24 protein-coding genes are annotated in these 24619 nt (G+C 67.2%); 11 read left to right on the top strand and 13 right to left on the bottom strand.

What is annotated here, in order from left to right; all coding sequences use genetic code 11:
- Positions 1-333 precede the first annotated feature (333 nt).
- Both OG490_RS36990 and OG490_RS36985 read right to left on the bottom strand, forming a co-directional pair.
- Positions 334-1758, bottom strand: coding sequence for a HAMP domain-containing sensor histidine kinase (locus OG490_RS36990; protein ID WP_330300648.1), 1425 nt, complete (start codon positions 1756-1758; stop codon positions 334-336).
- Positions 1755-2489, bottom strand: coding sequence for a response regulator transcription factor (locus tag OG490_RS36985; protein ID WP_330300647.1), 735 nt, complete (start codon positions 2487-2489; stop codon positions 1755-1757). Before OG490_RS36985 ends, OG490_RS36990 begins: the two co-directional genes overlap by 4 nt.
- 169 nt (positions 2490-2658) lie before the next feature.
- Here OG490_RS36985 and OG490_RS36980 point away from each other — a divergent pair, with 169 nt between their 5' ends.
- From OG490_RS36980 to OG490_RS36970, 3 genes are read left to right on the top strand one after another with little or no spacing between them, the layout of a single operon-like run.
- Entirely contained in the window at positions 2659-4020 is a 1362-nt protein-coding gene (locus OG490_RS36980; RefSeq protein ID WP_330300646.1) for a ferredoxin reductase family protein, read from the top strand.
- An 11-nt stretch (positions 4021-4031) separates the two neighbouring features.
- Positions 4032-4475: an FMN-binding protein gene (locus OG490_RS36975; RefSeq protein ID WP_330300645.1), complete on the top strand. Its 444-nt coding sequence runs from the start codon at positions 4032-4034 to the stop codon at positions 4473-4475.
- Positions 4468-5235: an FAD:protein FMN transferase gene (locus tag OG490_RS36970; protein ID WP_330300644.1), complete on the top strand. Its 768-nt coding sequence runs from the start codon at positions 4468-4470 to the stop codon at positions 5233-5235. Before OG490_RS36975 ends, OG490_RS36970 begins: the two co-directional genes overlap by 8 nt.
- A gap of 250 nt (positions 5236-5485) precedes the next feature.
- Here OG490_RS36970 and OG490_RS36960 read toward each other — a convergent pair whose 3' ends face one another.
- Positions 5486-6379 carry a universal stress protein gene (locus OG490_RS36960; protein WP_330300643.1) on the bottom strand — a complete coding sequence of 298 codons (894 nt, stop codon included), beginning with the start codon at positions 6377-6379 and terminating at the stop codon, positions 5486-5488.
- A 259-nt stretch (positions 6380-6638) separates the two neighbouring features.
- Here OG490_RS36960 and OG490_RS36955 point away from each other — a divergent pair, with 259 nt between their 5' ends.
- Positions 6639-7397 carry a universal stress protein gene (locus OG490_RS36955; protein WP_330300642.1) on the top strand — a complete coding sequence of 253 codons (759 nt, stop codon included), beginning with the start codon at positions 6639-6641 and terminating at the stop codon, positions 7395-7397.
- A 291-nt stretch (positions 7398-7688) separates the two neighbouring features.
- Here OG490_RS36955 and OG490_RS36950 read toward each other — a convergent pair whose 3' ends face one another.
- From OG490_RS36950 to OG490_RS36935, 4 genes are all read right to left on the bottom strand, one after another.
- A complete protein-coding gene (locus OG490_RS36950) occupies positions 7689-8564 on the bottom strand; it encodes a potassium channel family protein (protein ID WP_330300641.1) in 876 nt (291 codons plus the stop codon).
- 219 nt (positions 8565-8783) lie between these two features.
- Positions 8784-9074, bottom strand: a complete 291-nt coding sequence (locus OG490_RS36945) for a hypothetical protein (RefSeq protein ID WP_330300640.1) — start codon at positions 9072-9074, stop codon at positions 8784-8786.
- A gap of 866 nt (positions 9075-9940) precedes the next feature.
- Positions 9941-10375 (bottom strand): tail fiber domain-containing protein, encoded by a 435-nt coding sequence (locus OG490_RS36940; RefSeq protein WP_330300639.1) that lies wholly within the window; start codon positions 10373-10375, stop codon positions 9941-9943.
- A gap of 75 nt (positions 10376-10450) precedes the next feature.
- On the bottom strand, positions 10451-10708 hold the full coding sequence (locus OG490_RS36935) for a hypothetical protein (RefSeq protein ID WP_330300638.1): 258 nt from the start codon (positions 10706-10708) through the stop codon (positions 10451-10453).
- 788 nt (positions 10709-11496) lie between these two features.
- On the opposite strand from OG490_RS36935, the gene OG490_RS36930 reads away from it, so the two are divergent.
- The gene (locus OG490_RS36930) at positions 11497-12729 is read left to right on the top strand and encodes a hypothetical protein (RefSeq protein ID WP_330300637.1); all 1233 of its coding nucleotides are present in this window, start codon (positions 11497-11499) and stop codon (positions 12727-12729) included.
- A 283-nt stretch (positions 12730-13012) separates the two neighbouring features.
- Here the strand turns inward: OG490_RS36930 and OG490_RS36925 are convergent, their stop codons facing one another.
- From OG490_RS36925 to OG490_RS39330, 6 genes are all read right to left on the bottom strand, one after another.
- Positions 13013-13189, bottom strand: coding sequence for a hypothetical protein (locus OG490_RS36925; protein WP_330300636.1), 177 nt, complete (start codon positions 13187-13189; stop codon positions 13013-13015).
- A gap of 45 nt (positions 13190-13234) precedes the next feature.
- Positions 13235-14296: a tyrosine-type recombinase/integrase gene (locus tag OG490_RS36920; RefSeq protein ID WP_330300635.1), complete on the bottom strand. Its 1062-nt coding sequence runs from the start codon at positions 14294-14296 to the stop codon at positions 13235-13237.
- Between the two features lie 50 nt (positions 14297-14346).
- Positions 14347-14532, bottom strand: coding sequence for a helix-turn-helix domain-containing protein (locus OG490_RS36915; RefSeq protein WP_327257342.1), 186 nt, complete (start codon positions 14530-14532; stop codon positions 14347-14349).
- Positions 14533-14969: 437 nt separating this feature from the next.
- Positions 14970-15356, bottom strand: coding sequence for a hypothetical protein (locus OG490_RS36910; RefSeq protein WP_330300634.1), 387 nt, complete (start codon positions 15354-15356; stop codon positions 14970-14972).
- 172 nt (positions 15357-15528) lie between these two features.
- On the bottom strand, positions 15529-15681 hold the full coding sequence (locus OG490_RS36905; protein ID WP_330300633.1) for a hypothetical protein: 153 nt from the start codon (positions 15679-15681) through the stop codon (positions 15529-15531).
- A 2-nt stretch (positions 15682-15683) separates the two neighbouring features.
- The gene (locus OG490_RS39330; protein WP_443065921.1) at positions 15684-15989 is read right to left on the bottom strand and encodes a transposase family protein; all 306 of its coding nucleotides are present in this window, start codon (positions 15987-15989) and stop codon (positions 15684-15686) included.
- Positions 15990-16244: 255 nt separating this feature from the next.
- Between OG490_RS39330 and OG490_RS36900 the strand changes: the two genes are divergently transcribed.
- The 6 genes from OG490_RS36900 to OG490_RS36875 all read left to right on the top strand — a co-directional run bounded on the left by OG490_RS36900 (position 16245) and on the right by OG490_RS36875 (position 24518).
- The gene (locus OG490_RS36900) at positions 16245-16442 is read left to right on the top strand and encodes an FDLD family class I lanthipeptide (RefSeq protein WP_330300632.1); all 198 of its coding nucleotides are present in this window, start codon (positions 16245-16247) and stop codon (positions 16440-16442) included.
- A gap of 200 nt (positions 16443-16642) precedes the next feature.
- Positions 16643-17887: a lanthionine synthetase C family protein gene (locus OG490_RS36895; RefSeq protein ID WP_330300631.1), complete on the top strand. Its 1245-nt coding sequence runs from the start codon at positions 16643-16645 to the stop codon at positions 17885-17887.
- A 20-nt stretch (positions 17888-17907) separates the two neighbouring features.
- Positions 17908-21150 (top strand): lantibiotic dehydratase, encoded by a 3243-nt coding sequence (locus OG490_RS36890; RefSeq protein WP_330301191.1) that lies wholly within the window; start codon positions 17908-17910, stop codon positions 21148-21150.
- Positions 21147-22994 carry an ABC transporter ATP-binding protein gene (locus tag OG490_RS36885; RefSeq protein WP_330300630.1) on the top strand — a complete coding sequence of 616 codons (1848 nt, stop codon included), beginning with the start codon at positions 21147-21149 and terminating at the stop codon, positions 22992-22994. Before OG490_RS36890 ends, OG490_RS36885 begins: the two co-directional genes overlap by 4 nt.
- 136 nt (positions 22995-23130) lie before the next feature.
- On the top strand, positions 23131-24111 hold the full coding sequence (locus tag OG490_RS36880) for an LLM class flavin-dependent oxidoreductase (RefSeq protein ID WP_330300629.1): 981 nt from the start codon (positions 23131-23133) through the stop codon (positions 24109-24111).
- 5 nt (positions 24112-24116) lie between these two features.
- Positions 24117-24518 (top strand): hypothetical protein, encoded by a 402-nt coding sequence (locus tag OG490_RS36875; protein WP_330300628.1) that lies wholly within the window; start codon positions 24117-24119, stop codon positions 24516-24518.
- Positions 24519-24619 lie beyond the last annotated feature (101 nt).

Below are 24619 nucleotides of genomic sequence, written 5' to 3'. Positions count from 1 at the left end.
TGTGTCGGCGGACTCGGCCTCACGGACCGGCGGGACCTCTTCGCGGGCCATCACCAGCGTAGACACCCGCCCACCTCCTGGGAGGGGCCGGATGGTCCACACCTCGCCCAGGCGGTCCTACGAGCCACCTGGGCCTGCCAGGTCTCCGCGGGCCCCTGCTCATCGATTCGGCGGACTTTGAGCTTTCAAGCTCATAGCGCGGGTTCGATTCCCGTCATCCGCTCTTGCAAGAAGGCCCAGGTCACCGACCTGGGCCTTCTTTATTGTCTAGACCTCTCCTTCCCGCTGTGCCCTCCGCGTGCCGCAACTCGGCGGAACACCCGGGCCAGAGGCTCAGCCGGGGATGGTGAGGCGGAAGTCGGTGTGTCCTGGGCTGCTGGTGACGGTTGCGGTTCCGCCGTGGGCGGTGAGGACGGCGTGGACGATGGCGAGGCCGAGGCCGGTGCTTCCGGTGCTGCGGGAGCGGGCGTGGTCCGCGCGGACGAACCGGCCGAAGACCTCGGACTGGAGGCCTTCGGGGATGCCTGGTCCGTTGTCGCTCACGTCAATGCAGACGCCGGTCCGATCGGTGGTGAGAGTGATGGTCACCTCGGTGCCGGGAGGGGTGTGGGTGCGGGCGTTGGCGAGGAGATTGGCGATGGCCTGCTGGAGGCGGTGGGCGTCGCCGGTGACGGTGACGGGTTCTTCGGGGAGGTCAAGGAGCCAGCGGTGGCCGGGGCCGGCGGCGCGGGCGTCGTCCGTCGCGTTCAGGATCAGCAAGGTCACATCGACCGGCTCGTGCTCGAGGGGGCGTCCGGCGTCCAGGCGCGCGAGCAGCAGCAGGTCGTCGACGAGGCGGGTCATGCGCTGGGACTCGCCGTCGATGCGTTCCAGGGCGTGGCGGACTTCGACCGGCACGGGGCCGTGGTGGCGCAGGGCGAGTTCGGCGTGACCGCGGATGTTGGCGACCGGAGTGCGCAGTTCGTGGCTGGCATCGGCGGCGAAGTGACGCAGCCGCTCTTCGCTCGCCTGGCGTCGGGTGAGGGCGTCCTCGACGTGGCCGAGCATGTGGTTCAGTGCGGTGCCGACCTGGCCGACCTCGGTATGGGGGTCGGTGTCGGGTAGCGGTCCAGGCATGGCGACCTCGCCACTGGCCAGCGGCAACCTCGCGACCTCGGCGGCCTGGGCGGTGACCTGTTGGAGGGGGCGCAGGGAGATCCGTACCCACAGGGCTCCCGCGATGCCGGTGGCCACCAGCGCGGCGCCGAACAGGGCGGCTTCGACCGCTTCGAGGCGGTGGACGGTCTCCTCCACCGGGTGCAGCGGCAGGCCGGTGATCAGGACGTCCTGGTCGTCGCCCTCGACGGCCGTGACGCGGTACTTGCCCAGAGTGGAGAGACGGATGCTGTGTCCGTGTCCGTCGGTGGGGACCCCTGCCAGGGTGTGCCGGTCCCCGGCGGTGAGCCGGAGGGAGCGGTCGGTCGCCTGATCGACGACGGCGGCCTGGGTGAGCGTTCCGTTCAGGAGCCGGGCGCCGAAGGTCGCCTCGGCCTGGCCCCGTGTGTCGGGGCGGTTGTCGGCGTCGGGCTTGGCCTCGTGTTCCAGGCTGGCGGCGAAACGGCCTCCGGAGGCGGCGAGTTGTTCGTCCAGACGGTTCATGAGGAAGCCGCGCAGGGCGAGGGCGGTGGTGATGCCGACGGCGAGGCAGGCGAGGGCGAGCAGGGTGACGAGCCCGGCGGTGAGCTGGCCGCGCAGGGTGCGGGGTACCGGGCGCCTCACGGGGTGTCCGGCTTGAGGACGTAGCCGACGCCGCGCACGGTGTGGATCATCGGGCTGCGTCCGGCGTCGATCTTCTTGCGCAGGTAACTGATGTAGAGCTCGACGACATGGGCGCGGCCGCCGAAGTCGTAGGCCCAGACCCGGTCGAGGATCTGGCCCTTGGACAGGACCCGGCGCGGGTTGCGCATGAGGAAGCGCAGGAGTTCGAACTCGGTCCGGGACAGGTCGACGACGGCTCCGCCGCGCCTGACCTCCCTGGCTTCCTCGTCCATGGTGAGGTCCCCGACGGTGAGCAGGTGCGTGCCCGGCTCGGCGGTCATGCCGGCGCGCCGGAGCAGCCCGCGCATCCGGGCCAGTACTTCTTCCAGGCTGTAGGGCTTGGTGACGTAGTCGTCGCCGCCCGCGGTGATACCGGCGATGCGGTCCTCGACCGCGTCGCGGGCGGTCAGGAACAGCACGCACACGCGGGGCTCCTCCCGGCGCAGGCCGCGCAGGACCTGGAGGCCGTCGAGGTCGGGGAGCATCCAGTCAAGGACCACTGCGTCGGGCCGGAAGGCGCGGGCGGTAGCGAGTGCGGTCGCGCCGTCGGCAGCGGTGCGCACCTGCCAGCCCTCGGCGGTCATGACCCCGGCCAGGACGTCGGTGACGTCGGGTTCGTCGTCGACGACGAGGATCCGCACGGGCTCACCGTCGGGGCGGTGCAGGAGCGAAGTGGTGCGAGGCTCGTTCATGGTTCCTTCAGGATCCCCCGGCCAGGGCCGGGGCAGGGCGCAGCGAATCTTTGAGTTTCCTCTGAATCCGCGCTGAGCAGGGTCGGCGGGGCCGATTCAGAAGGTACTCAAAGGTTGGGCTGTGAGGCTGGCCGCCCATCACCGGAGCGAGTGCCCACCCGGAGGAGCCATGACCACCACGTTCACCGGCACCCGCGCGAGCCGCGGGACGCGCCGCCGGCACCCGTACCGCAATGCCGTGCCCTTCCTGGCCCAGCTGGCCATCTGGGCGGGCGCCGCCGGGGTGCTCGTCCTGTGGTGGAGCGACACGACCTCGGTCGTCGGCCCGGCGGGCTGGCTCACGGGGGCAGGACGCATCACCGGACTCCTGGCGGGCTACGCCTGCGCGGTCCTGCTGGCCCTCATGGCCCGCGTGCCGCTCCTGGACCACACCGTGGGCACCGACCGGCTCGCCCGCTGGCACGCCTGGGGCGGCCGCTGCACCGTGTCCCTGGCCCTCGCCCACACCCTGCTGATCATCTGGGGGTACTCACTGACCTCGCACGCGAACGTGGTGGGCCAGACCGCCACGCTCGTCCTGCACTACCCCGACCTCCTCAAGGGGACGGCCGGGTTCCTGCTGTTCCTGGCCACCGGGGTCCTCTCGGCCCGCGCGGCCCGCCGCAGGCTGAGCTACGAGACCTGGCACTACCTGCACTTCGCCACCTACCTGGCGGTCTTCCTCACCTTCGGCCACCAGCTCTCCAACGGAGCCGACTTCGTCGGCAACCGCTCCGCACAGGCAGCCTGGTACGCGCTCTTCCTCGGCGTCGCCGCGCTGCTCACCTGGTACCGGTTCGCCGTCCCGGTGCGGCGCGGACTGCGCCACCGCCTGCGCGTCGCAGCGGTCCGCCCCGAGGCACCCGGCGTGGTCTCCGTCCACCTCACCGGCGAGCACCTGGACGAACTGGGCGGCCTGCCGGGGCAGTTCCTGCGATGGCGCTTCCTGACCAGCGGCCTGTGGTGGACCGCCAACCCCTACTCCCTCTCCGCCCCCGCACACCCGAACCACCTGCGCATCACGGTCAAGACCGCCGGCGGCCACAGCGCCGCGCTCGCCCGCCTGGCACCCGGTACCCGAGTGTGGGCGGAGGGACCGTACGGCGGCTTCACCGCGGATCGACGCACCGCCCCCAAGGTCCTGCTCCTCGCGGGCGGCGTCGGCATCACCCCCCTGCGCACGCTCTTCGAAACCCTGCCGGGCCAGGTCACCCTCGTCTACCGGGCCCGCCGCCCCGACGACCTCGCCCTGCGCGGCGAACTCGACGCGATAGCCGCCCACCGACGGGCCACCGTGCACTACATCGTCGACGAACCGGCCGCATACTCCTCCCCCCTCACCGCCCGGGGCCTGACCACCCTGGTGCCGGACCTGGCCGCCCACGACGTCTACCTCTGCGGCCCGCCCGGCATGGCCCAGGCCGCGATCCATGCCCTGCGCGAGGCAGGCGTCCCGGCCCGGCGCATCCACCACGAGTCCTTCGCGTTCTGAGGAGAACCACCATGCGCCGAGCCGTCCTCGCCACCACCGGGATCAGCACCCTCGTCGTCTCACTGCTCGCCCTCAAACCCCACCAACCGCCCACCCTCGTCGGCATGCCACACCGTTCCCCCACCGCCTCTTCGTCACCACGCACCCCCGGGACCTCCGCCCCCGGTGCGTCCACCGGGTCGGGCACATTCACCGGGGATCCCATCGATACCCGCTACGGAGCCGTGCAGGTCGCCGCCACCCTCAGCCAGGGAAAGATCACCTCGATCACGGTCCTCCAAGCCCCCGACCGGGGCGGCCGCGACCAGCAGATCTCCTCCTACGCCCTGCCTCGCCTGACCGAGGAGGCCATCGGCGCCCAAAGCGCGCAGATCGACGCCGTCTCCGGAGCCAGCTACACCAGCCAGGGCTACATGGAGTCCTTGCAGAGCGCTCTGGACCAGGCCCATGCCTGACACCGCACGGGGCCTGCGCCACGTCGAACACGTCATGGGCACCGTCTTCTCCTTCGACATACGCGACCAGCCGACCCCCGCCATCCAACTCGCCCTCACCGAGGCCGTACGCCGGCTCCACGAGATCGACGCCGTGTTCTCCACGTACCGGCCCGACAGCCACATCAGCCGCCTCGACCGCGGCGAGATCCACCTCGCGGACTGCCCGCCCGAAGTCCACGAAGTCATGTCCCTCTGCGCCCAGGCCGCCCACGTCACCGACGGCTGGTTCAGCGTCATCCCCGCGGGCACCCTCGACCCCTCAGGACTCGTCAAGGGCTGGGCCACCGAAGCCGCATCGCGCCTCCTCCACGAAGCCGGCGCGCAACACACCTGCGTCAACGGCGGCGGCGACATCCAGCTTCGCGGCCAGGCGAGCCCCGGCATCCCCTGGCGCATCGGCATCACCCACCCGCTGCACCCCGGCAAGCTGGCCACCGTCATCACCGCCGACCACGACCTGGCCGTCGCCACCTCCGGCACCGCCGAACGCGGCGCCCATATCCTCGACCCGCACACCGGCACCCCGGTGACCGCGTTCGCCTCTCTCACCCTGGTCGGACCCGCACTGACCCTGACCGACACGTACGCCACGGCCGCGTTCGCCAGAGGCGACAACGCAAGGGACTGGGTGGAAGCACTGGACGGCTACGAAGCCCTCGCGCTCCTGCCCGACGGCCAGGAATGGCGCACACCAGGGTTCCGCCGATATGGGTCATGAGACGGGACTCCGAAGCGTGGCCGTCCAGGGCGGCGGCGACGGAGCGGACCGGCATCGCCCCCTGACCCACACGAGAGCCCGTGCCATCCGGATCACCGCCGCCCTCTCGGCGGAGCACCGTGCACAGCTGATGAACGTGGCCCACGAGGTCAACTTCGAGGAGGGAACACGGATCTTCGGCGAGGGAGGCCGTGCGGACCGTGTTCCTCGACACCGGCGCCGATGCAGCGGCCTGCCTGGATGGCCACCCCTATCGGGCCTCGTCGTCCTGGTTGCCATGGCGCGGAATGAGTTCCACGGGGCAGTGTGAGTGGTGCAGGAGGCTGTGCGTCGCCCAGCCCAAAGTGGGTCCGAAGTATCCGGGGATGCGGCGGCCGCCCATCACCAACAGGTCCGCATGACGTGACGCCTCCACCATTACCCCAGCGACCGATGAACCTTTCTCGGTATCCACGTGCACGTTCAGGGCCGGGAACTCGTCACGAACCCGGTGTGCCACTGCCGTCAGCCTTCGTACGTGCACCTGCACCACTTCGTCCACGTCGTCGAGCATGGTCACGACCTCCCCCACGGACTCCAGCACATTCCAGACGTGCAACAGCCGCAGCGACGAGTTACGCAGCTCCGCCTCACGCGCCGCGTACCTCGCGCACTCCACGTCGTGTTCGTCGCGGATGGCGGCCAGCACGATCCCCACTTCCGCGGTGTTCTCGCCTCCCCGGACCACGACCACAGGCGTCTTGGCGCCCGCGGCAACCTTCAGGCCCACCGAACCCAGCATCAGTGACTCGAATCCGCCGAGGCCGCGGCTACCGACCACGATGGTGTCGGAGGCCTCGGCCGCAGCATGCAGGCCGGCGACCGGTTCGTGAGGGCTGAGTTCGGTCGACACGTGCAGTCCCGGATGGCGTTCGGCGACCTTGGCTGCGGTCTCCTTGAGCAGGTCCCGGCCCGCCTGTCGTATCCGCTCGATGGCGTACATGGATGCATACAGCATCCGGCTGTCGGTGTCCGTGCCGTGCACAAGGTGCAAGGAGCCCTCCCGCCGTACGGCCTCTGCTGCCGCCCAGAACACCGCCCGCTTCGCAGGCCGGGACCCGTCCACTCCCGCCACCACCGTGCCGAGTTCAGGACCGTGCGTCATAGCTGCCTCCATGAATCTTCCTCACCGAGAGCCATCGAGGGGTCATCCATCACACCTCAGACCGGATCGACCTCAGAGAGCTCGGCAGACCGGAGGTGCCCGTAGGAAGCACATCAAGGTCAGAAACCTGATGACGGACGCGGTCGCCTAGCTGGATCCCGTCGCCCCCTCCAGGATGTCGCGAAGCTGCGCGCCGCGCACGGCATCACCAGGCTCCCCCTGGTGGACGGGCAGGAGCGAGTGGCGGTGACTATCGCGGATGCGAAATCCGCAGCAGCCGCCGCTCCCTGTAGCCAGCACCGAGATACGCAGCCACTGGGGCGAAAACCTGCTGCGCGAGACGTCCGCCGAGCTGCGCCGCCTGCACCCACTCCTGGACATCACCACCCGAGTGGTTGGAGGACCGCCCTCTGAGGCCCTCGCAGCCGCCGCGCGCTCCTCGACGATGCTCGTCATCGGCTCACGCGGGCTGGGCAGCATCGCCGGGTTGGTCGTCGGTTCGGTCGTCTCGGCCACCATGGCCGCGACCGAACATCCTGTGGTAGTGGTCCGCTCCTCCGGCAACCCCGTGGCTCCCGCCAACGGCCTGCGCACGCGCGGAGCCATCGTGGCCGACGTGGAGACCCGTCGGCCCTGCGACAGTCTGCTCGCCTTCGCCTTCGAGGGGGCAGCCCATCGCCGAGCCGCTCTCCACGTGCTGCACGGTTGGACTCCGCCACCGATCCTGAGCTACGCGCCGGCCCTCGACCCCGGTGTCCTGCAGGAGATGGCCCACGGCATCACCGCCGCACTGGAAGAGCTATTCAGGCCATGGCGTGACAAATTCCCGTCGGTCGAAGTCGAGGCGCGTGCGCCCATCGGTCAGGCCGCGATCCAGCTCGTGGAGGCCGGATTCCAGGCGCCTCTCGCCGTCGGCCGCCGGATCCGCAGCTCCGCCTTCGGCCCTCACGTCGGACCGATCACCCACGCGCTCCTGCATCACTCCACCGCACCGGTCGCCGTCGTGGCCCACGACTGAACGGTTCCGTCGTTTCGTCCGCCTCCCTGCCCCGCGCACGATCAAGCTGCACGGCGCGAGGACGGGGCCGACGATCTCCCCGTATACGTTCCTGGGCCTCGCTCTGGCTTTCGGTCCCTGGTTCCGGTCCAGCCGGTGGCGCCACCGATCTCGTCTTCGCCCTGCCGTTGCTGGCCTGGCGTCGTGGGGAGCAACTGACTCTCCGGGAAGTGGCGGGGATCGTCTGCATAGCGGGGCCTGTAGCCATGTGCTCCCTGGGTGGCACGGAGCATTCCTCGGGACGACGCACCCTCAGGCACCGGCATGGCGTCCGTGGTCGCGGGCAAATGCGTCGAAGACCGTTCGCATCGCGCCACGGGTGTGAAGGAAGCGCTGGTCGAGGATGACTGCGAGGTCCTCCAGAGCAGCCCGGAGTACGGCGGCCGAGAGGCGGACATCAGGATGGCGGGCAGCGGCCGCTTGGTCGGCCAGGTGGTCGGCGTACGCGATGTGGAGTGCCAAGGACGTCCGGTCATCGCCGTCGTGGAAATAGTAGGACTCGGCGTACTGCATGAAGTCGACCGAGATCACCGAGATCCCAGCGGCCAGGCTGTCGAGGACCGCCGCCCCCGCGTCCGTGTCGATCTGATCCGTCGTGGGGTGCGTGCGGGCGAGATGGGACAGGCGCAGCGCCAGCGCGCGGCGGCGGGCCAGTGCCGGGTAGATGCCGAGGGTCCACGAGACGGTCGCGGTCAGGAGGGCGAACCCGACGAGGGCCTCCAGAGGAGCGAGGATCCGCAGCCATCCCTCGGTGGGTGCAATGTCGCCGAGGCCTAGGGTGGAGACATTGACCAGGGAGATGTACAGCGCGTCGACGAATGAGGCGTGGTCTGCGGGCCGAAGTCCGGCGGCATAGGTGAACGCTTCCGGCATGTGCGGCCAGTAGATCAGCGCCCAGCCCACGACCACGGCAAGGGCCCACACCGCGACCACGGCAACCATGGCCACGGGGCCGGCCAGGCCAGAGGCCCGACGGCGCGATGTCAACGAGGAGGACAGCCGCCACAGACCGGTCATGACCAGTCGACTCAAGCCACCGTGGCGCGTGGGATGCCAAAGCGTGTGGAACACGTCCCGCAGGACGAACCGCACCAGGACCGCACCCGCCACGTTGAACAACCAGGTCATCCGGCTTCCCCTTCCTGCGTCCGCCACTCAACCTTCCGCACGGAAGGGCCGGTCCACCGGAGCCGCGCACAGGATCGAACCATTCGCCGCAGGGGCATGCGTCTCCGGTCCGGCGCCGGCCAAGGTGTTCACCAACCTGGCCCTGGCATCTGCGGTGACCCGGCGCCCTGCATGTATTTCTCAGCCTCCTCTCTACCTAGGCGGGGGGCGATTCGCAGGTCAGCCTGGAGGGATGTCGGTCAGGCCCCCGTGCAGCTGGTCACGGCTGGGGAAACCGGCCGGGCCGTCCGGGGTCTGGTACATCCGGCAGGCCAGCCCGGCGGGGCGTCCCGGTTCGGGGAAGGGGTCGCGGCCGTCGATGAGGATGGTCGGGGAGCCGATGAAGCCGATCCGTTCCGCCTCGGCCTGGTCGGCGATGACCCTTGTGGCGATCGTGGTGCTGCTCCCGATGTCCTCGAGTACACGCCGCAGCCGCTCGGCTGCGGGCTTGTGGTGCGGGCAGTCGGGCACAACGAGGAGGTGGCCGCATGTCTTCAGGGTCCCCCTACCGGGCCGCCCCGCCGACGCCCCAGCACCGCGGCGACGGTGCTCTGCTGGCTGGCGCGGATCATGCCCCGCACATCCAGCACAGCCGTGCCCCGCTCCTTGCCCACGTTCGGCTCAGAATCCGGCAGGTGCCGCATGCCTGTTCACCTCCCCGATTGTCCAGTTGATCAGGCCCGAGGGGGCCACGACGGGCGGACCGGGAGCGGCCGGCAGCGCCGCAGAGCCGACGCGATTGCTGTCCACATCGAGGGTCGCCTCCAGCCCGCGCCCGAAGGGGCGCGTCCGGTTACATCCGTCCGTGACCAGCGCGGTGGTCGTGCTTGTGGTCGGTGCTGTGGATGTCGTGGCCGTCGTCGATGCGCATGCCGCGCTTCTTGATGGAACGTCAATTGCATGTACTCATATGTCAGTTGATTGCACTACTGGTCGGGCAGCGGAGACGCTAAAGGGTTGCGTGGTAGCAATCCAAGTCGCGGCCAGAGGCGTACACACGCATCGAAGCTCCATCGCAGACCACCCTAGGGACGGGGTCTGGCAACGCCGCAGCGATCGACGGTCGGACGGCCAGCCAGGGACGCACCGGCCGCGCCCACGGTCAGCCCGCAGTACGTTGCGCGCGCCGACCTGCTCGGCCGCTCCGCCCACGCTGGGCGTACCGGCCGCCTCGAGGGCCGTGAGCGCACCACACACAGGCAGGTGCCGACGAGTCAAGCAGCGGAGCGCCCGCCACCACGGACTCCCGCACACAAACGATCCCTGCCAGCCTCGGGTCCGGGTGGCAGGGATCGTCGGAGATCACGAAGGGAACGGGCCTTCGACCCTTTCCCGATTCACCGTGGTTCGCGGAGTTCGGTGACTTCCGCGCGGAGTGCGGTGGTTTCGTCGCGGAGTTCGATGATCAGGCGGTGCAGGGCCTGAATGGAGACGAGGGCGACGCCGTGGCCGTCGACGTTGGAGATCGACCGGTCGGTGTCGCCGAGGTCGAAGGCGGCCTTCCAATCCTGGGACATGGGCCCGAGGTGGCGCACGCCGGCCGGCTCCCACTGGTAGCGCCACGTACTGATCGGCAACGCGACGACCTTGTCCAGGATCTCGAAGCCATCCACCCCCTCAGCCGGGGCGACGGGGGCGACGGTGTCGGGGTTGACCCGGTCGCTGGGCACATGGCGGCGCGGCGGCCCAGCGGGCGCGGGGGCGAGCGTTTGCGCGGCACTGGTCAGGGCCCTCGCGGCCCGGCTCCGTGCCGAAGTGATCAGCTTGTTCATCCTCTTTCCCTCCACACGGGCCGGGTCGGACGGGCGGTGGCCGACCGGGCGTTCCGGCCGGCCACCACCCAGGTCTCAACGGGACCAGCGGACCTCGGCGATGTCCGACTTGATGGTGCGGTCGCTCGGGTTCGACGTTTCGTCGTCGAGGTGCGCAATGTTGTCCGAGACACCCCCGAGGTGGTCGTACGCGCAGTCACTGCCGGGCGTATTCAGACCGCTGCAGGACCTTTCGGCGGCGGCGGTGGCGGTGCCGGCGAACGCGAGGGTTCCCGCGGCGGCCGCTCCGGCCAGTGCGGTCGCCACAACGGCGCGAGTGATCTTCTTGTTCATGAAACAGCTCCCTTGAAATCCGGAAATTTACATAGGGCCCAACGGCCCAACCGGGTAGTAACGAAAGTAGTTCGGCGGCATTCCCTGCCGCCACGGCCAGAAGTACGGGTACGAAAGTGCCGGTGCCGAGTCGAGCAATCGGACCGTTCGGACGGGCCACACCCAACCAGGCTCCCCTCTCCTCCAGGCCCGCCAATCGCCCGCCCCGAGATGTGACCGGCTGTGTGGTGCCGCCGCTCCGGACTGCCCACCCACGCGGCACGGGCCCCCCTCATTCCGCCGGCCCTGTGCCGGGGTGGCCCCGCGCGAACCGGCTGTTCCCGCCGCGTGGCCACGTGTGCCACGGCGCCGAGCGGCCACGCTCTCGGCACGCTGCCGGCTTCGGCGGCCATCGGATCCTTCGCGCACCCGCCCGCTGCGCCACCGCGCGAACTGGTGGTTCCCTCGGCCGCCCACGCGACCATCAGCCAAAGCTCTGTGGGGAGTTGGGGCGCGCCCGTCAGATCCGCGCTCGCGTACGCGAGAGGAAATCCACCCCTGCGGGGTGTCCGGGGCGGCTTCGGACACACCACAGCGCGGGCCGCCACCGGATGGGACGCTGTCGGTTACTGACTTCGACCAACATCAGCCCGGCGCGCCGAACTCAGTAGTCCACCCGGGAGAGCAGCTTTGGGGTGCGCCCCAACGATCTGCCACTGGGGTGGCGATCGAACGAAGGCCACACACGTTGATCACGCGTACGTAGGCAACCACCACGAGCCAGGCACTCTGGGGGGAATGTGGCAGGCGTGAACGTCGACAGTCTTCGCGGGAGGGATCTCGCGGAGTACATCGTGACGACCTACGGCTTCTCGGTCTACCCCGTGCAATCAGACGGGACGCCGCTGCAGAACTGCGATACGTGTCGTTCCAGAAGCGTGCGGTATAGATCCGGTTCGTTGTCATGCACGGCCTGTGTCCAGGGGTTTGGGGAGGCTCCTGAGCTGGTCGAGCACTTTGTGTCCGCCGAGACGATGTGGTGCCACGGCTCTCACTCGGCCACGGCCAGGCCTGACAAGGTCAAGGATTTCTGGCCCACCGACGCGCCCCCGGCTGTCGCCCTTGCTCCCTCCGGGCTGCGAGTTGTCAGGGTGTCGCCGCAGATGGAGGAGCCGGACCTGTCCGGGATCATTGACTACGCAGGCATGGAAAGGACTCTGGTCCTACGACACTCCAACGGGACGAGATCCATGATCTACATGGGGTACGGTCCAGCGACGACCTCGGGACCGACCGCGTCCCACTTACAGCTGATGCACACCTGTTCGGCATTCTTATGGGATGGAAGGATCGTCGCCGACTATCCCGTCTCGCACATGCAAAAGAGCATCTACGGGTCCCTGCAAGAGTGCGACAGTCTCCTCGGTCCGTGTAGCTGTTCTGGCGACTACCACGACAGCAATCAGTACCGGTACAGCTGGCAGCACTGCCCCGAGTCGCCGGACACCCATCCAGGGATCACAAACTGCCGAGGCAGCGCCCAGGTGACGGACGATGTTCCCCGATTCGAACTAGAGGCTGACCTGGTCAACTGGCTCGTCCGACAACTCTCCCCCTTCTTCGAGATTCAGCGCCAGGTCTCAGGTAAGTCCATTCACGGGAAAACCGTCCGCCTGGACCCGAGCGCGCAGTACCCGAGAATCGCGGCTGCGCCCGGACGCCGGCGGACTGTCACCCACGCGGACCACGCTGGGGCCTCGGCGGCCGGACCCACCCAACCCGTACGGTCGTGGACTGGCGCTGTCGCGGCGTACCGTGCCACCCAGGCAGAGGTCGAGCGGCTGCGCACCGGGCGCGCCCGGCTAGCCGGGGCCCTGGCGGCCGTCGAGTCCCCGTCGGCCGGGCAGCGGACCGCGGACCTGGAAGCCGCCGTGTCCCGGGCCGACCAGCAGGTCGCCTCGGCCACAACGGCGTTGGACCGGGCCGCCCGCCACCGCCACAGCGCGGACGGCCACGGTACGCCGCCTCTACCTGATCGGTGAGCGCAGCCTGTGGGCGCTGCTCCTCCACTTCGACGTCCTTGCCTCCGAGCTGACGGAGTTCCACCACCTCCGCGACCGCGTCACCTGGCCGCCGGACACCGAATGACCACCGACGGGGCCGGTAGGGCGGAGGGCTACACCCCCGTCACGACGCGACGCCACACGCCGTCGTCAGAGTCCATGGCCTTGCCGCCCGCGAGACAGCCTCGCGAGTGAGGTCGCCGACGCCCCGGAAGCGCTGCGCGGCCTGCACTACCGCTCGCGCGGGCCTCTCTCCTCCCCGCTAGGCAGCCTCGGTGAGTGCCTCGAACGACAGGGGGAGGGTCAGCTCCGATTCGAGGGCGAACACCGAGTCCATGACCGTGCGTAGGCGCTGCGGCGCGTCCGGCATCACGTGTGCGTAGGTCTGATAGGTGATCTTGGGATCTCGGTGTCCGAGCCATTCGGCCATATCGGTCACCGGCACGCCCTTGGACAGCCCTGCCGAGGCGAAGAAGTGCCTGAGCTAGTGAGGGGTGATCTTCCTGACGATCCCGGCAGCCGTCTTGGCCTTCCGCCAGAGCCGGTCCACGAGCGAGTACATGAGGATGTTGGTGCTACCCACGTTCGAGAACAGGTAGTCACCCTCGATCCTGTTCAGGCCGGACTCGACGCGGTAGGTCCCGTGCTCCTCGACATGCTGTCGGACCTTCGCCACGATGGTTGTCGGGATCGGAATCGCGCGCCCTTCGTCCTGGTCTCGCCACTTCAGGTGTCGGATGCAGTGCGCTCGCCCCCGCCCCTTCGTGGCAGCCTTCTGGCGGCGGGTCTTGGGCTTCTCGTTCTCGCCGTCCTGGGTAATCTGCCGGTCGACATAGAGGACTCCGGCCTCGAAATCGACCTGCTGAAGGCACACCGCGCTGGCCTCGCCTATGCGCAGCCCGCATCCAGCCATCAGCCACACCAGGAGCTGGTACGGTCCGGGCAAGTGGGCGGCTATAGCCGCGATCTCTTCCAGCGTGGGCAGGTGGATCGTCTTCTTGATCCTCCGCTTGGCCCTCCTGCGGCCGGCCTGGACATGCTGGCAAGGATTCTTGACGATGTAGTCGTTGGCAACGGCGAAGCTGAACACACCGCTGAGAGTCTCGTACCGGTTTACAGCTGTACTCGGTTCGTAGCCGCGCTCCTCGACCATCCACCGGAGCCAGGTCGTGAGGTCCTTTGGCTTGACCGCCCCGATCGGCTTGTTCTGGAAATACGGCCTGACGTGCAGACGAAGGCTTGTCTCATACTGATAGCGCGTTCCATTGACACGCTCACCAGAGGCAATGAACTCCCGATACACCTCGACGAGCGGTGTCATGAACCCGAGCGGCTCTATGTAGGTTCCAAGGTCCTTTTCGCGTTCGATCTTCGCCGCGAATGCGTCCGCCGTTCCCTTCTTCTCGAAGGTCTCCTCGCGTTGGCGTCCACTGCGGCCACCAGGCTCTCTATAGCGGACAGTCCAAGGGTGACCACATCTCACCCCTCCACACGGGTAGTTTTTACTGCGGGCCTCTTCCTTGCACTTCTGGAAAACCGTTGCCAAGCTAGCGCCCCCAACTTCCCTCTAGCCACACCGGCCCGATAAATCAGTTCTCACCCGTACATTCGGTCGAGGTAGTCCACCACGTCGCGCTCACGAAAACGCAACAGACGGCCCACCTTTTGCGACCTGAGCCCCCATGCCCGATGCTTGTTCTTCACCGTCACCTCACTAACCTTCAACCAATCAGCGACCTCAGCCGACGTAAGCAAAACGTAGCTCCCTCCGCGCGCCAACACTTTCTCCTCTCCAAGAACACTTCCCTCGCACTCACGAAAGCGCGAGGCTATGGGACCTATACGGTCGTCTCACCGGGTGCAGCAGGTGCGACGGAACCAATCTTGCAGAGGATTCGAGATTTCCGAATTCTTGGGTCAACTGCTATAAGCTCACCGAACGACCTCGCCGCTCCACACGACCCCGACCACTTCTGCACCACCCCCTAAAGACCACTGTTATTGACCGCCACCTTTTGGGCAGGTCAGTACGTTGACATGGATTGCGGCAAGGTCTCCACGCATGTCGCGTGCTTTGTCGTCTGCCACCAGCGAACTGAGAATGTTCGACTTGGTTCCGACACAGGGAACGCCAACGGACGGGCGGCCACCGTAGTGGCCTTCACCCACGTCCGGGCCATCGGCTGGCAGAGGTGTACCCGACCCCCATTCACTTCATCTCACCGCCTGGCCCAAGGCTGTTCCACAGCCTGATGATCTTGGGTTTGCCGGTCAGGCCAGACCGAGGAGGTCCAGCGGACGGCGGAAGGGCTCGTGGAGACCGGCGGCGATGTTGGTGACCCGCCGTCCTCAGGATGGTTGATCGCGAAGCTGCGGAACGTGGCCATGTTCTGCGGCCCGCGTCCGGTGCGGATCTTCGAGGCGTCTTCGGCGAAGGCGCTGTCGCGGACGAAGTGGAGCCAGTTCTCGATTACCCACTGAGAGCGGGCCAGCTGTCCGAGCCGCTGCGGGGAGGCCTGGCGGGCTGTCAGGTCGGTGAGCGCGTAGACGGTCTGCCGTGTCACATTGGCCGAGCGCAGGTCAGTGCGGTGGCGCAGGACCGTCACCGCCTGCGCCGCGTGTGGAAAGTCCAGGCCGAGGTCGGTGATTGTCAGGGACCTGGTGGGGCCCTCGATTCCTTGCGGCCGTGCCCCGTCTCACGGCCGTAGCGCCGAGCGGTGTCCTGTTCCCACAGCAGCGACCGCGGCTTCTGGAACAGTCCTGGCTGGTTGGCCTTGATCACCAGCAGACAGTGGGCCCGCTGCCGTCGACGGCCAGGGCCTCGGCCCCGGCTGGGTCGGCGCCGAGCAAGTCCGTGAGGTCTCCAGGGCAGACGGCGCTCAGGACCCGGCGGATGGTCGCCGCGCTCGGCGCGACACGGACGCTGAACACGCTCATGATGCGGGCGCCGATACGGACCAGGGCATCCTGCGGTGCACCGCTACGGGCCCACTGGCCGATCGCCGCGAACGAGCGGCCCCGCACAGCACGGCCAAGCAGGCGATCAGCAGCACACTCACGAACGTGTGACGCTTCCCCCGCCGCCGGCGCGGGTCAGCCAGCCTGGCCAGCCTCTCCGAGCAGATACCCGAGCACGCGGTGCTGACGCGAAGGCGACTTGACCAGACCGACGCTGGCGGATTGGCGGCACATCGAAACTCCAGCCGTTCAGGCCGACTTGGGAAGGTCGCCCCGTCCAAGCGGAGTTTCGTTGCGTTCGTGACGGATCAGCTCCGACTCACCGCACAGCTGCGGCCTACGGACTCACATGATCGCCGGACCTTTGAAACGCTCCTGTGCCACCGGCACTTAAGTCCATCAGGATCAGACTTAAGTCGTACTGCATTAGATGCGCGGCCATGCCTAGATTTGTAGCAAGCAGGCCGACGCTGGATAGGTGCGGAAAGCCTTCCAGCTTCAGCCTTACGAGACAGAAATCACGATGGGGAGTTCCCGTGAGCAATGCCTTTAATCTTGACGCCCGCGTATCGTCCACTGGCGGTCAGGACCCGCAGGTGCAGCAGGCCACCCCGACGGTGGCTATCAGCATTGCCAGCCGAGTCGGATGCAAGAAGGCGATCAACTGGACCATCAAGCGGACCATCGCGATGACGACCGCTTGCGCCTCGCAGCGCACCAAGGGGAAGTGCTGAGGGTCCTCCTCAGCTTTCCCTTGACCCTTCTTGGTTAGACCCCGGGTCTGAGCCTGAGCTGCTCAGACCCGGGGTCTCACCCTGTTGCATATGGCGACCATGAGATGTATACGCGAGAAAACCACCGCTCCGAAGTATTTCTGCCGAGCCACTTGGCCGGTCGGTGCCGCACACTAGCTGCTGCGGTGCGCATGTCCCTCATGACTCCGGAGCAGGTGGCCGAGTCCGTCCGCTCGGCCGCAAGTCAATCTCCTGGTGCAATTCTGTGGACTGGTCCGTCACTGAGCGGCGGCTATGCGGGGCTGGCCCTGATGCATCTGCAGGCCGCAGGCGAAGAAGCCGACGAAGCGGACCGCGAGACGTCCTTTCAGTTCCTTCGGGCGGCTTGCCTTGCCACCCGTGATGAACCGCTGAATTATCCGGGGCTGTTCGACGGAACCACCGGATTGGCCTTGGCCATGAGCGAGTGTGTCCAGCTGGAGCCCCGGTTTCAGTCGAGCCTGGACTCCCTCCATGAACAGTTGGCAGATCAGGTGCTGCGGATGGCGTGGCCGAAGGTTGAAGGCGGTGTTTCGGACCACCATTACGACTTGGTCTCTGGTGCGGCTGGAATTCTCCCATATCTGAGCCGGATACCGAATCCCAGTCCGCGTATCTCTGCGGCGACCGAATATGCCCTCGACTATCTTGTCTGGCTGGCCAGTGCGCCCTCACGCAAGGGGATGTCGAACCGATGGTTCATCGCACCCGCGCACTACTTCTCCGCTGATGACCTGATCGGCTATCCATACGGATATCTCGACACCGGCATGGCGCACGGGATCGCCGGCGTGGTTACGGCTCTGGCCGCGGCCTGGAGCGCTGGGGTCCGACGCCCCGGTCACCGCGAGGCCCTCGAGCTCGCCGCTGCCTGGCTCGTCGCACTGGGTGAGACCCGCTCAGGCCGTCCGCAGATGCCCCGTCGGGTGGCCGTATCGGTGGAGGGAGCCGAGCGGCCGGACTTCGCCGAGCCGGACGCGACAGCTTGGTGCTACGGATCTCCGGGGACGGCGACGGCACTGCTGATCGCCGCCGAAGCCCTCCAGGACCTAGGAATGCGCGTGCAGGCATGTGCGGTGTTCGAGCGGGCGCTCACCAGTGGCTTGGACCCACAGGTGGCCTCTTCGCCGACGATGTGCCACGGCCTGGGGGGAATCGTCGCGATGTGCCAGGAGTTCGCGACAGCAGGTAGTCGGACCGCCGCGGCAGCCCTTCCCCGCCTGGTCGAAGACCTACTGGCCTTGAGTGAACCAGACACGCCATCGGTCTTTCGGGACCGTCCGAAATCAGGCGGTGCAGTGGGCGACCCAGGCCTGCTCACCGGAGCGGCCGGCGTGGCCATGACCTTGCAGAGCATCAGCGGGGGCGTCAGATCTTCCTGGTCGCAGACGTTGTTCTCGCGATGACCGAAAGCAGAAACGGAACGATGACAGTGTCGACAGCTCCCAGGCGTGCTCAGCGGAACAGCTCGGCGCCGGGTTATGAGCATGCGGGGTTCTTCATGCTCCGTGCCCCTGCCCTGCCGGTGGACCAGTGGACCGCGCTCACCCGTCCCTCGCCGACCGAGCTCTGCGGCGTTGAAGATTCCTCGGTGGACCCTCTGGTCGCCCACACCCGGACCCAACTGCGGGCTCTCGTCGGTACCGACGACGTCCAGCATGCTCTGACGGCCGCTGGGAGCAGCCTCGTTGACGGGCTGAGCAGGCTCGGCGAAACGGTCCAGCCCGCAATTGGCTCAGCGGGCAAGGAGGCGGAGAAGAGGGTCGGTCGGATTTACGGTGGGGCCCTACGCTACGTCACCCGGATGAGCACCCGTCCCACCCCCTTTGGGGTCTTCTCCGGAATCGGACTCGGAGAGTTCGCCGACCGGACCACCGCCCGTTTGGGGGCTGAGGCCCTGGCTGAGCAGCGTGTTCGACCGGACATGGGATGGCTGCTGGCCCTGATCAAGAAGGTAGAGGAGGACCCGACGCTCCTGCCGGAGCTTCGGGTCGTGGTCAATACCTTGGCCTACCCGGCTGGCGAGCGGTTGGTCCTGCCCTGTTCCGATGTCTATGGACAGGAGGACCGGCGTGCGGCCCGCGTACGCGCCTCAACCGCGTTGTCCGCGGTTCTGGAACTGGCCTCCACCCCGCTTCCGTACCGATCCCTCATGGCGGGACTCAACGAGCGGTTCCCTGAAGTGGAGCTTTCGCAGGTGGAAGCCTTCCTGCGGGAACTGGTCGGCCTCAACTTCCTCATCAGTGACCTGCGCCCTCCGGTGACCCTGGCACGCCCTGAGGAGCACGTTCTCGAGCGCCTCGCCGAGGTGCCTGCGGCCTCGACGTTGGTGATGCGGCTGCGGGAGGTGTCCTTGCTCGGGAAGAAAATGACGCGTGGGAACACTGCGGCGCTGCGAGAACTGCGAGCCAAGCAACGGGAACTGGTCGCCGGCCAGGACCGGCAGCCATTCCAGCTGGACGCTCGGCTCGACCTCCCCGAGAAGTGTCTCAACGAGCGCGTGGCCATTGAGGTGGCCGATGCCGTGGGTTGCCTGTCCATGCTCAGCCAGGCGGCGGGCGGAGACTACCCTCACCTGGCGCAGTACCACTCGGCCTTCCTGGAGCGCTACGGCACCGACGTCATGGTTCCCATCCTGGAGGTACTCAGCCCGGAAGGTGGGCTGGACGCCCCGGAGGGATACACCCGACCGCCACGCGCTTTCCCCCTACCCGATGTCCCCCAGCCCGACGGATCAGCTCGCAGCCGGGTTCTGATGGCGCTGGCGGCCCGAGCCTGGCGCAACGGTGACAGCGAAGTCGAGCTTACGGACGATCTGCTCACCGAACTGACAGCCGATGCTGCGGACACCGGGAGGACACTGCCAGCGGCGCCGGCGATAGACGCCTATGTGCAGCTGCAGGCAGCCGATCCTTCCAGCCTTGACGCAGGCCGTTGGCGGGCGGTCCTCAACACGGACGGCCTGGCCATGGGAGGCCGGACCTTCGGTCGGTTCTTCGACCTGCTGGGTGCGGACGGCGTCACGAAGCTGCGTGAGTACGCGCTGGCCCGGGAGGCGCTGGAGCCCGACGTCGTCCATGCAGAGGTGGCATACCTCCCGCCGGACGGGCGGAGCGGCAACGTCACCATCCGACCCGGACTGCACCGGTACGAGATACCAGTGAACGTGACGCCTTCAGCCGAGGCCAACGACGTCATCAACCTCTCGGATGTCTTCGTCTACGCCACGGACGAGGGCCTGCGTCTGTACTCTGCCCGGCTCGGCAGGGAACTAGTGGCTGTGCAGAACCACATGCTCGCCCCGTTCGCCGCCCCGAATGTCTGCCGATTCATGCTGGAGGTCTCGCAGTCCCGGTGGTCCAGCCCGGCGGGATTCGACTGGGGGCCGGTCGAGGGTGCCCCGTTCCTGCCACGAGTGGCACGGGGCAAGGTGGTCCTGCGTCCTGCGGAATGGACGCTCCCCCCGGCCGCGCCGGATCGGGCGAACCCTCGCTCCCTGCACACCACCCAGGACGTGGCACGGTGGCGCGCGGACTGGGCGGTGCCGCGCCATGTCTACCTCGCCGACCATGACAACAGGCTGCTTCTCGATCTGGATCACCCTCTCTGCGTGAAGGAACTGCTGAGCGAACTCCGAAGTGCCACCGGCACGGTGTCGATTCAGGAGATGCTGCCCGGGCTGGAGGAGCTGTGGCTTCGGGACGAGGACGGGCGTGGCTACCTCTCAGAGGTGGTCATCCCCTTGATCACTCGTGCCGCCGCCGTGCGGCCTGCGCTGGAGCAGGTGCCCGCACGGCTGATGGTGAGTACCGAGCCCGCTACTGATCGGCATCTGCCGGGATCACGATGGTCCTTCCTGAAGTTGTACGCGGCAAAGGATGTCCACGACGAGATCGTCGTGAACCATCTGCGCAAGTTCGTTACGGAGCTGCGCACGACGGGTGAAGCGGACCGGTGGTTCTACATCCGCTATGCCGACACCATGCCGCATCTGCGGATACGGATCCGGGCCGGAAGCGACCAGGGTGCGGGCCGGGTTCTGACCCGTCTGATGGAATGGGGCAAGGATCTGGTGGAGCGGGGTATTGCCTCCGATCTCCAGGTCGCGGCCTACCATCCGGAAATCGGGCGATACGGAGGCCCGGCGGCATTCGATCCCATCGAGCGGCTGTTTGAAGCCGGGAGCGACCTGAGCTCCGAGCTGCTCTCCATGCTCTGGCACAAGAGCATCGACGCAGACCCTGACCTCGTGACCATCGCCGCGGTAGACGCTCTCTACGCGCAGTGGGGTCTCGATGTCCCCCAACGACTGGCCGCCACCCACACCCCGCTGGAGGACCTGGCGGCCCGCGACCGCTACCGTGCCCAACGGGACTACCTGTGCACGCTGCTGCAGCCCGAGAGCCGCCGTCCGCATGCGCGTGGGCGGGCCCACCACGACCTGCTCGCTCCGGTCTTCGCCAGACACGCCGCTGCCGCGGCACGAGCGGCATCGGCGGTCGCTGAGGCCGAGGCAGCAGGCGTCCTGCGAGGCAGTCGCGACAGCATCTTGTCGAGCCTGGCGCACATGCAGGTCAACCGGCTCATGCCCATCGACCGCGCCGCGGAGGAACGCTGCTACCTGGTCTGGCGCCAGACCCTGCGCTGTCTGCGGGGCAGGCCGGCATGAGCGCACCGATACCCTCTCCCACCGCCGCGCAACAGATGGCACAGAACCGCAACACCTCGCGTGGTAGGGCGTACTGGCTGTCCGTGGTGAGGGAGTTCTGGCGCCTCAGCCCGCTGCGCGTCACCGGTATGACTGGGCTCACGTGGCTGTCCGCCCTGTTCCCCGCGGTCCAGATCGCCCTGACGGCAAGCGCGGTGCAAGGCGTGGCCGACGTCGCTGGCGGCACGCCGGACGCGATGAATTCCGTGTTCTTCGCCGCCACTGCCATGGTCGTCCTCGCCGTCACCAGCCATCTGATCGGCGCAGCGGTGCAGTACCTCGGCACCCTGCTGGAGCTGGAGTTCACCACCAAGATCGGTGAACAGGTCATGCTCAAGGGCACCCAGATGGACCTGCAGACATATGAGGATGCCCACTCCTACGACCGGCTCCAGCGGGCGCTCAGAGAGAGCGGTGGAGGCACGGCTTTCCAGATCTTCGATGAGATGGTCCGCACCGTCACCTCTGCCATCTCGCTGGTGTCCGTCAGTGCGGTGCTGTTGGCCTGGAACCCATGGATAGCACTGGTGATCATCATCTCGCCGGTGCCCGCACTGATCGCCCACATCGTTTTCAGCAAGCGCGGATACGAGATCGAGTACGACCGGACACAGGACAGGAGACGCACGAACTACTATCAGTCCCTGACCACCACAGACTCGTCCTTCAAGGAAGTCAAGCTCTACCAGCTGGGACCATATTTCGTTGAGCGGTACCGGACCCTGGTCAATCAGTTCTTCCGGGTGGATCGCTCACTCGCGCGGCGCCAGCAGGGCTGGGCGGCCGGGATGGGCTTGCTGAGCGTCCTCATCTCGTCGAGCGCGCTGGTTTTCGCGCTCTTCGACACCGCGGACACCGGCCGCATGGGTGAACTCGCCGGATACCTGGCGGCGATCGGCGCAGTCCAGGCCGCGGCATCCGGCTTGCTGATGGGATTCGCCACCCTGTACCAGAGCACGCTGTTCGTCGGGGACCTCTTCGACTACCTACGCCTTCCGGACAGCGGAATCAGCGGCGGATCCCGCGCATTCCCCGAGAAGCTGAAAAAGGGAATCGAATTCCGGAATGTATCATTCCGATACCCGGGCACCGACGTGACCGCACTGGAAGACTTCAGCTGCTTCATCCCGGCCGGCACGTGCTGCGCCCTGGTGGGGCAGAACGGCGCAGGGAAGAGCACCGTCGTCAAGCTCCTGTCCCGGCTCTACGCTCCGACCAGCGGCCAGATCCTCATCGACGATGTACCGATCGAAGAATACGACACGGACGATCTTCAACGGAACATAGGGGTCGTCTTTCAGGACTTCATCCGATACGAAATGACCGCCCGGGAAAACATCGGTTTCGGTCGAGTGGAAGACATGGCCAACGCGGACCGGGTGCGAACCGCATCCGCCGCCAGTGGCGCGGATGCCGTGATCTCACGGCTGCCGGACGGGTACGACACGATCCTTGGGCGTCATTTCGAGGACGGCAGGCAGCTGTCCGGCGGTCAGTGGCAGAAGATGGCGATCTCCCGGGCCTTCATGCGAAGCGCTCCGATCGCGATCCTTGACGAGCCCACTGCCTCCATCGACGCGGAAGCCGAGTCCGAGATATTTGCGGGACTGCGGGATCTTTACGGGAAGGCCACGTCGCTAGTGATCTCGCACCGGTTCTCCACCGTTCGCATAGCGGACAAAATCATGGTCCTGGACGGCGGGAAACTCATCGAGGACGGATCGCACGACGAACTGATGAAGGCCGGCGGAACATATGCCTACTTGTTCAGCCTCCAGGCCGAGGCATACCTGGCAGATAGCTGACAGGGCCCGGCGCCGCCTGGCTTTCTCCCTCTCCTGTCCGACCTCTTATTGCCCTGTCCCGAAAGTGAGGTAAATCGTGCTCGCGACACCACAAGCACGAGCAGCCCAGCCAAGAGTCTCCGTCCTCTATCCCCTGATGGCCTACGATCTCGACGACCTCGCCCGGTTCGCCCGGGCCGTCCAGGACTTCGGCCTGGACCGGCTCTACCTGGGCCAGTCCACCCTCGTGGAGAGTCACCAGGCAGTCGCATACCTGGCAGGGAAGGGCCTGCGCGTACCCGTTGGACTCAGCGTGGCGCTGACCCCGCTACGGCACCCGATGGACGCCGCGGTCCAGGCGCGCTCCTTGGCCGTCCTCACCGGCAGCGAGGTCGTCGCGGGATATGGGATAGGGGATCCTGACTTCGTCGCCTCGCTGCGGGGGGAACGGTACGCAAGCCCGCGAACCGCCATCGCCGAGTATCTGTCCATCATGCGGGGGCTGCTGGACGGCGATGCCGTGGAGTTTCGCGGCGAGTACTTCTCCATGGATGACGGCCTCCACCAGATACCGAATCCCGGCGTCTCCCTCGGAGCGGGACTGCTGCGTCCGAAGATGGCGCATACGGTCGGTCAGAGCGCAGACGTCGCCATCACCCTCCTCACTCCGCCGGCTTACCTCTCGAAGACCCTGCGGCCCGCTCTGCGAGAAGGCGCGGAATCCGTCGGACGTGCGGTGCCACGAGTCGCCACGATCGTCTCAGCCGCGTTGGAGCGACCGTCCCGGGATCCTCGAAAGCTGGCCTACGCGGCCCATGAGTCCCACCTTTCCGGCCCTCACTATGCGGCCATGCTGCGCGCCGCCGGCCTCAGGGTGGATCCAGGCGATCCCTGGGCTGGGGCCAAGTCGTTGGTGGAAGGCGGAGTATTTGCCTATGGCACACCCGAGAGCCTCTCTGCACAGGTCGCCGAGTACCAGCTCCACGGGGAGGATGAGATAGTCCTCAATGTCCTCGGCGTTCTTCTCACCGAAGGAGTCGATGCCGCGCTGGCCGACCTCGCAACCATGGTGCACGCCATCAGGGGAGACAGCAGCATTGATTCCGGCGTGACCCAAACCCTCCACCGAGTTCACTAGGGCCCATGATTCAGCTCTTCATCGAAGCCACGTTCTGGCTGTGTTTCGACAGCATCCTCTGGATCACCAGGAGACGCATCACCAAACGTCGTACTGCCCGATTGGTCGCCGCTTTCCATCGCGGTGAAACCATTCGCATTCCCTGCATGGCAGGCTTCCTGGGCGAGGGCCTTGAGAAAAGGTCTCGCGTGCTGATCGTGAGCCACGGGGAGGTCCGGATTGCGGATCGGTGGCGAACGGGATCCGGCGACGTCATCAGTCCGTCGGCGGTCACGGTGGATCAATGCTCCGAGCGCTCCGCAATCATGACGTGCGATGTGGGGAACAGCAGGCTCGAGATAGTGCTCCCCACCCAGGAGCAGACATTGGTGGAGATCATCACCCGGGCGGTCCGCGGCCAAGGCTGACCTCGATTCGTCAGCGCGGTTGAGGCGGCCTGGACCACGGTACCCGGCGTTGCCTCAGCCGTGTCCCGCCGGCCCTGGACCAGGATGTCGAGGACGTTTGC

It is taken from the genome of Streptomyces sp. NBC_00503, assembly GCF_036346895.1.
GTDB lineage: Bacteria > Actinomycetota > Actinomycetes > Streptomycetales > Streptomycetaceae > Streptomyces.
Note: the sequence above shows the minus strand (reverse complement) of the source record. Positions and strands in the feature narration are given on the sequence as shown.

Coding starts and splice junctions, on each gene's coding strand:
- OG490_RS36985 (WP_330300647.1), bottom strand. CDS start 2,489: ATGAACGAGCCTCGCACCACTTCGCTCCTGCACCGCCCCGACGGTGAG.
- OG490_RS36980 (WP_330300646.1), top strand. CDS start 2,659: ATGACCACCACGTTCACCGGCACCCGCGCGAGCCGCGGGACGCGCCGC.
- OG490_RS36975 (WP_330300645.1), top strand. CDS start 4,032: ATGCGCCGAGCCGTCCTCGCCACCACCGGGATCAGCACCCTCGTCGTC.
- OG490_RS36970 (WP_330300644.1), top strand. CDS start 4,468: ATGCCTGACACCGCACGGGGCCTGCGCCACGTCGAACACGTCATGGGC.
- OG490_RS36960 (WP_330300643.1), bottom strand. CDS start 6,379: ATGACGCACGGTCCTGAACTCGGCACGGTGGTGGCGGGAGTGGACGGG.
- OG490_RS36955 (WP_330300642.1), top strand. CDS start 6,639: ATGCGAAATCCGCAGCAGCCGCCGCTCCCTGTAGCCAGCACCGAGATA.
- OG490_RS36950 (WP_330300641.1), bottom strand. CDS start 8,564: ATGACCTGGTTGTTCAACGTGGCGGGTGCGGTCCTGGTGCGGTTCGTC.
- OG490_RS36940 (WP_330300639.1), bottom strand. CDS start 10,375: ATGAACAAGCTGATCACTTCGGCACGGAGCCGGGCCGCGAGGGCCCTG.
- OG490_RS36935 (WP_330300638.1), bottom strand. CDS start 10,708: ATGAACAAGAAGATCACTCGCGCCGTTGTGGCGACCGCACTGGCCGGA.
- OG490_RS36895 (WP_330300631.1), top strand. CDS start 16,643: ATGACTCCGGAGCAGGTGGCCGAGTCCGTCCGCTCGGCCGCAAGTCAA.
- OG490_RS36890 (WP_330301191.1), top strand. CDS start 17,908: ATGACAGTGTCGACAGCTCCCAGGCGTGCTCAGCGGAACAGCTCGGCG.
- OG490_RS36885 (WP_330300630.1), top strand. CDS start 21,147: ATGAGCGCACCGATACCCTCTCCCACCGCCGCGCAACAGATGGCACAG.
- OG490_RS36880 (WP_330300629.1), top strand. CDS start 23,131: ATGGCCTACGATCTCGACGACCTCGCCCGGTTCGCCCGGGCCGTCCAG.
- OG490_RS36875 (WP_330300628.1), top strand. CDS start 24,117: ATGATTCAGCTCTTCATCGAAGCCACGTTCTGGCTGTGTTTCGACAGC.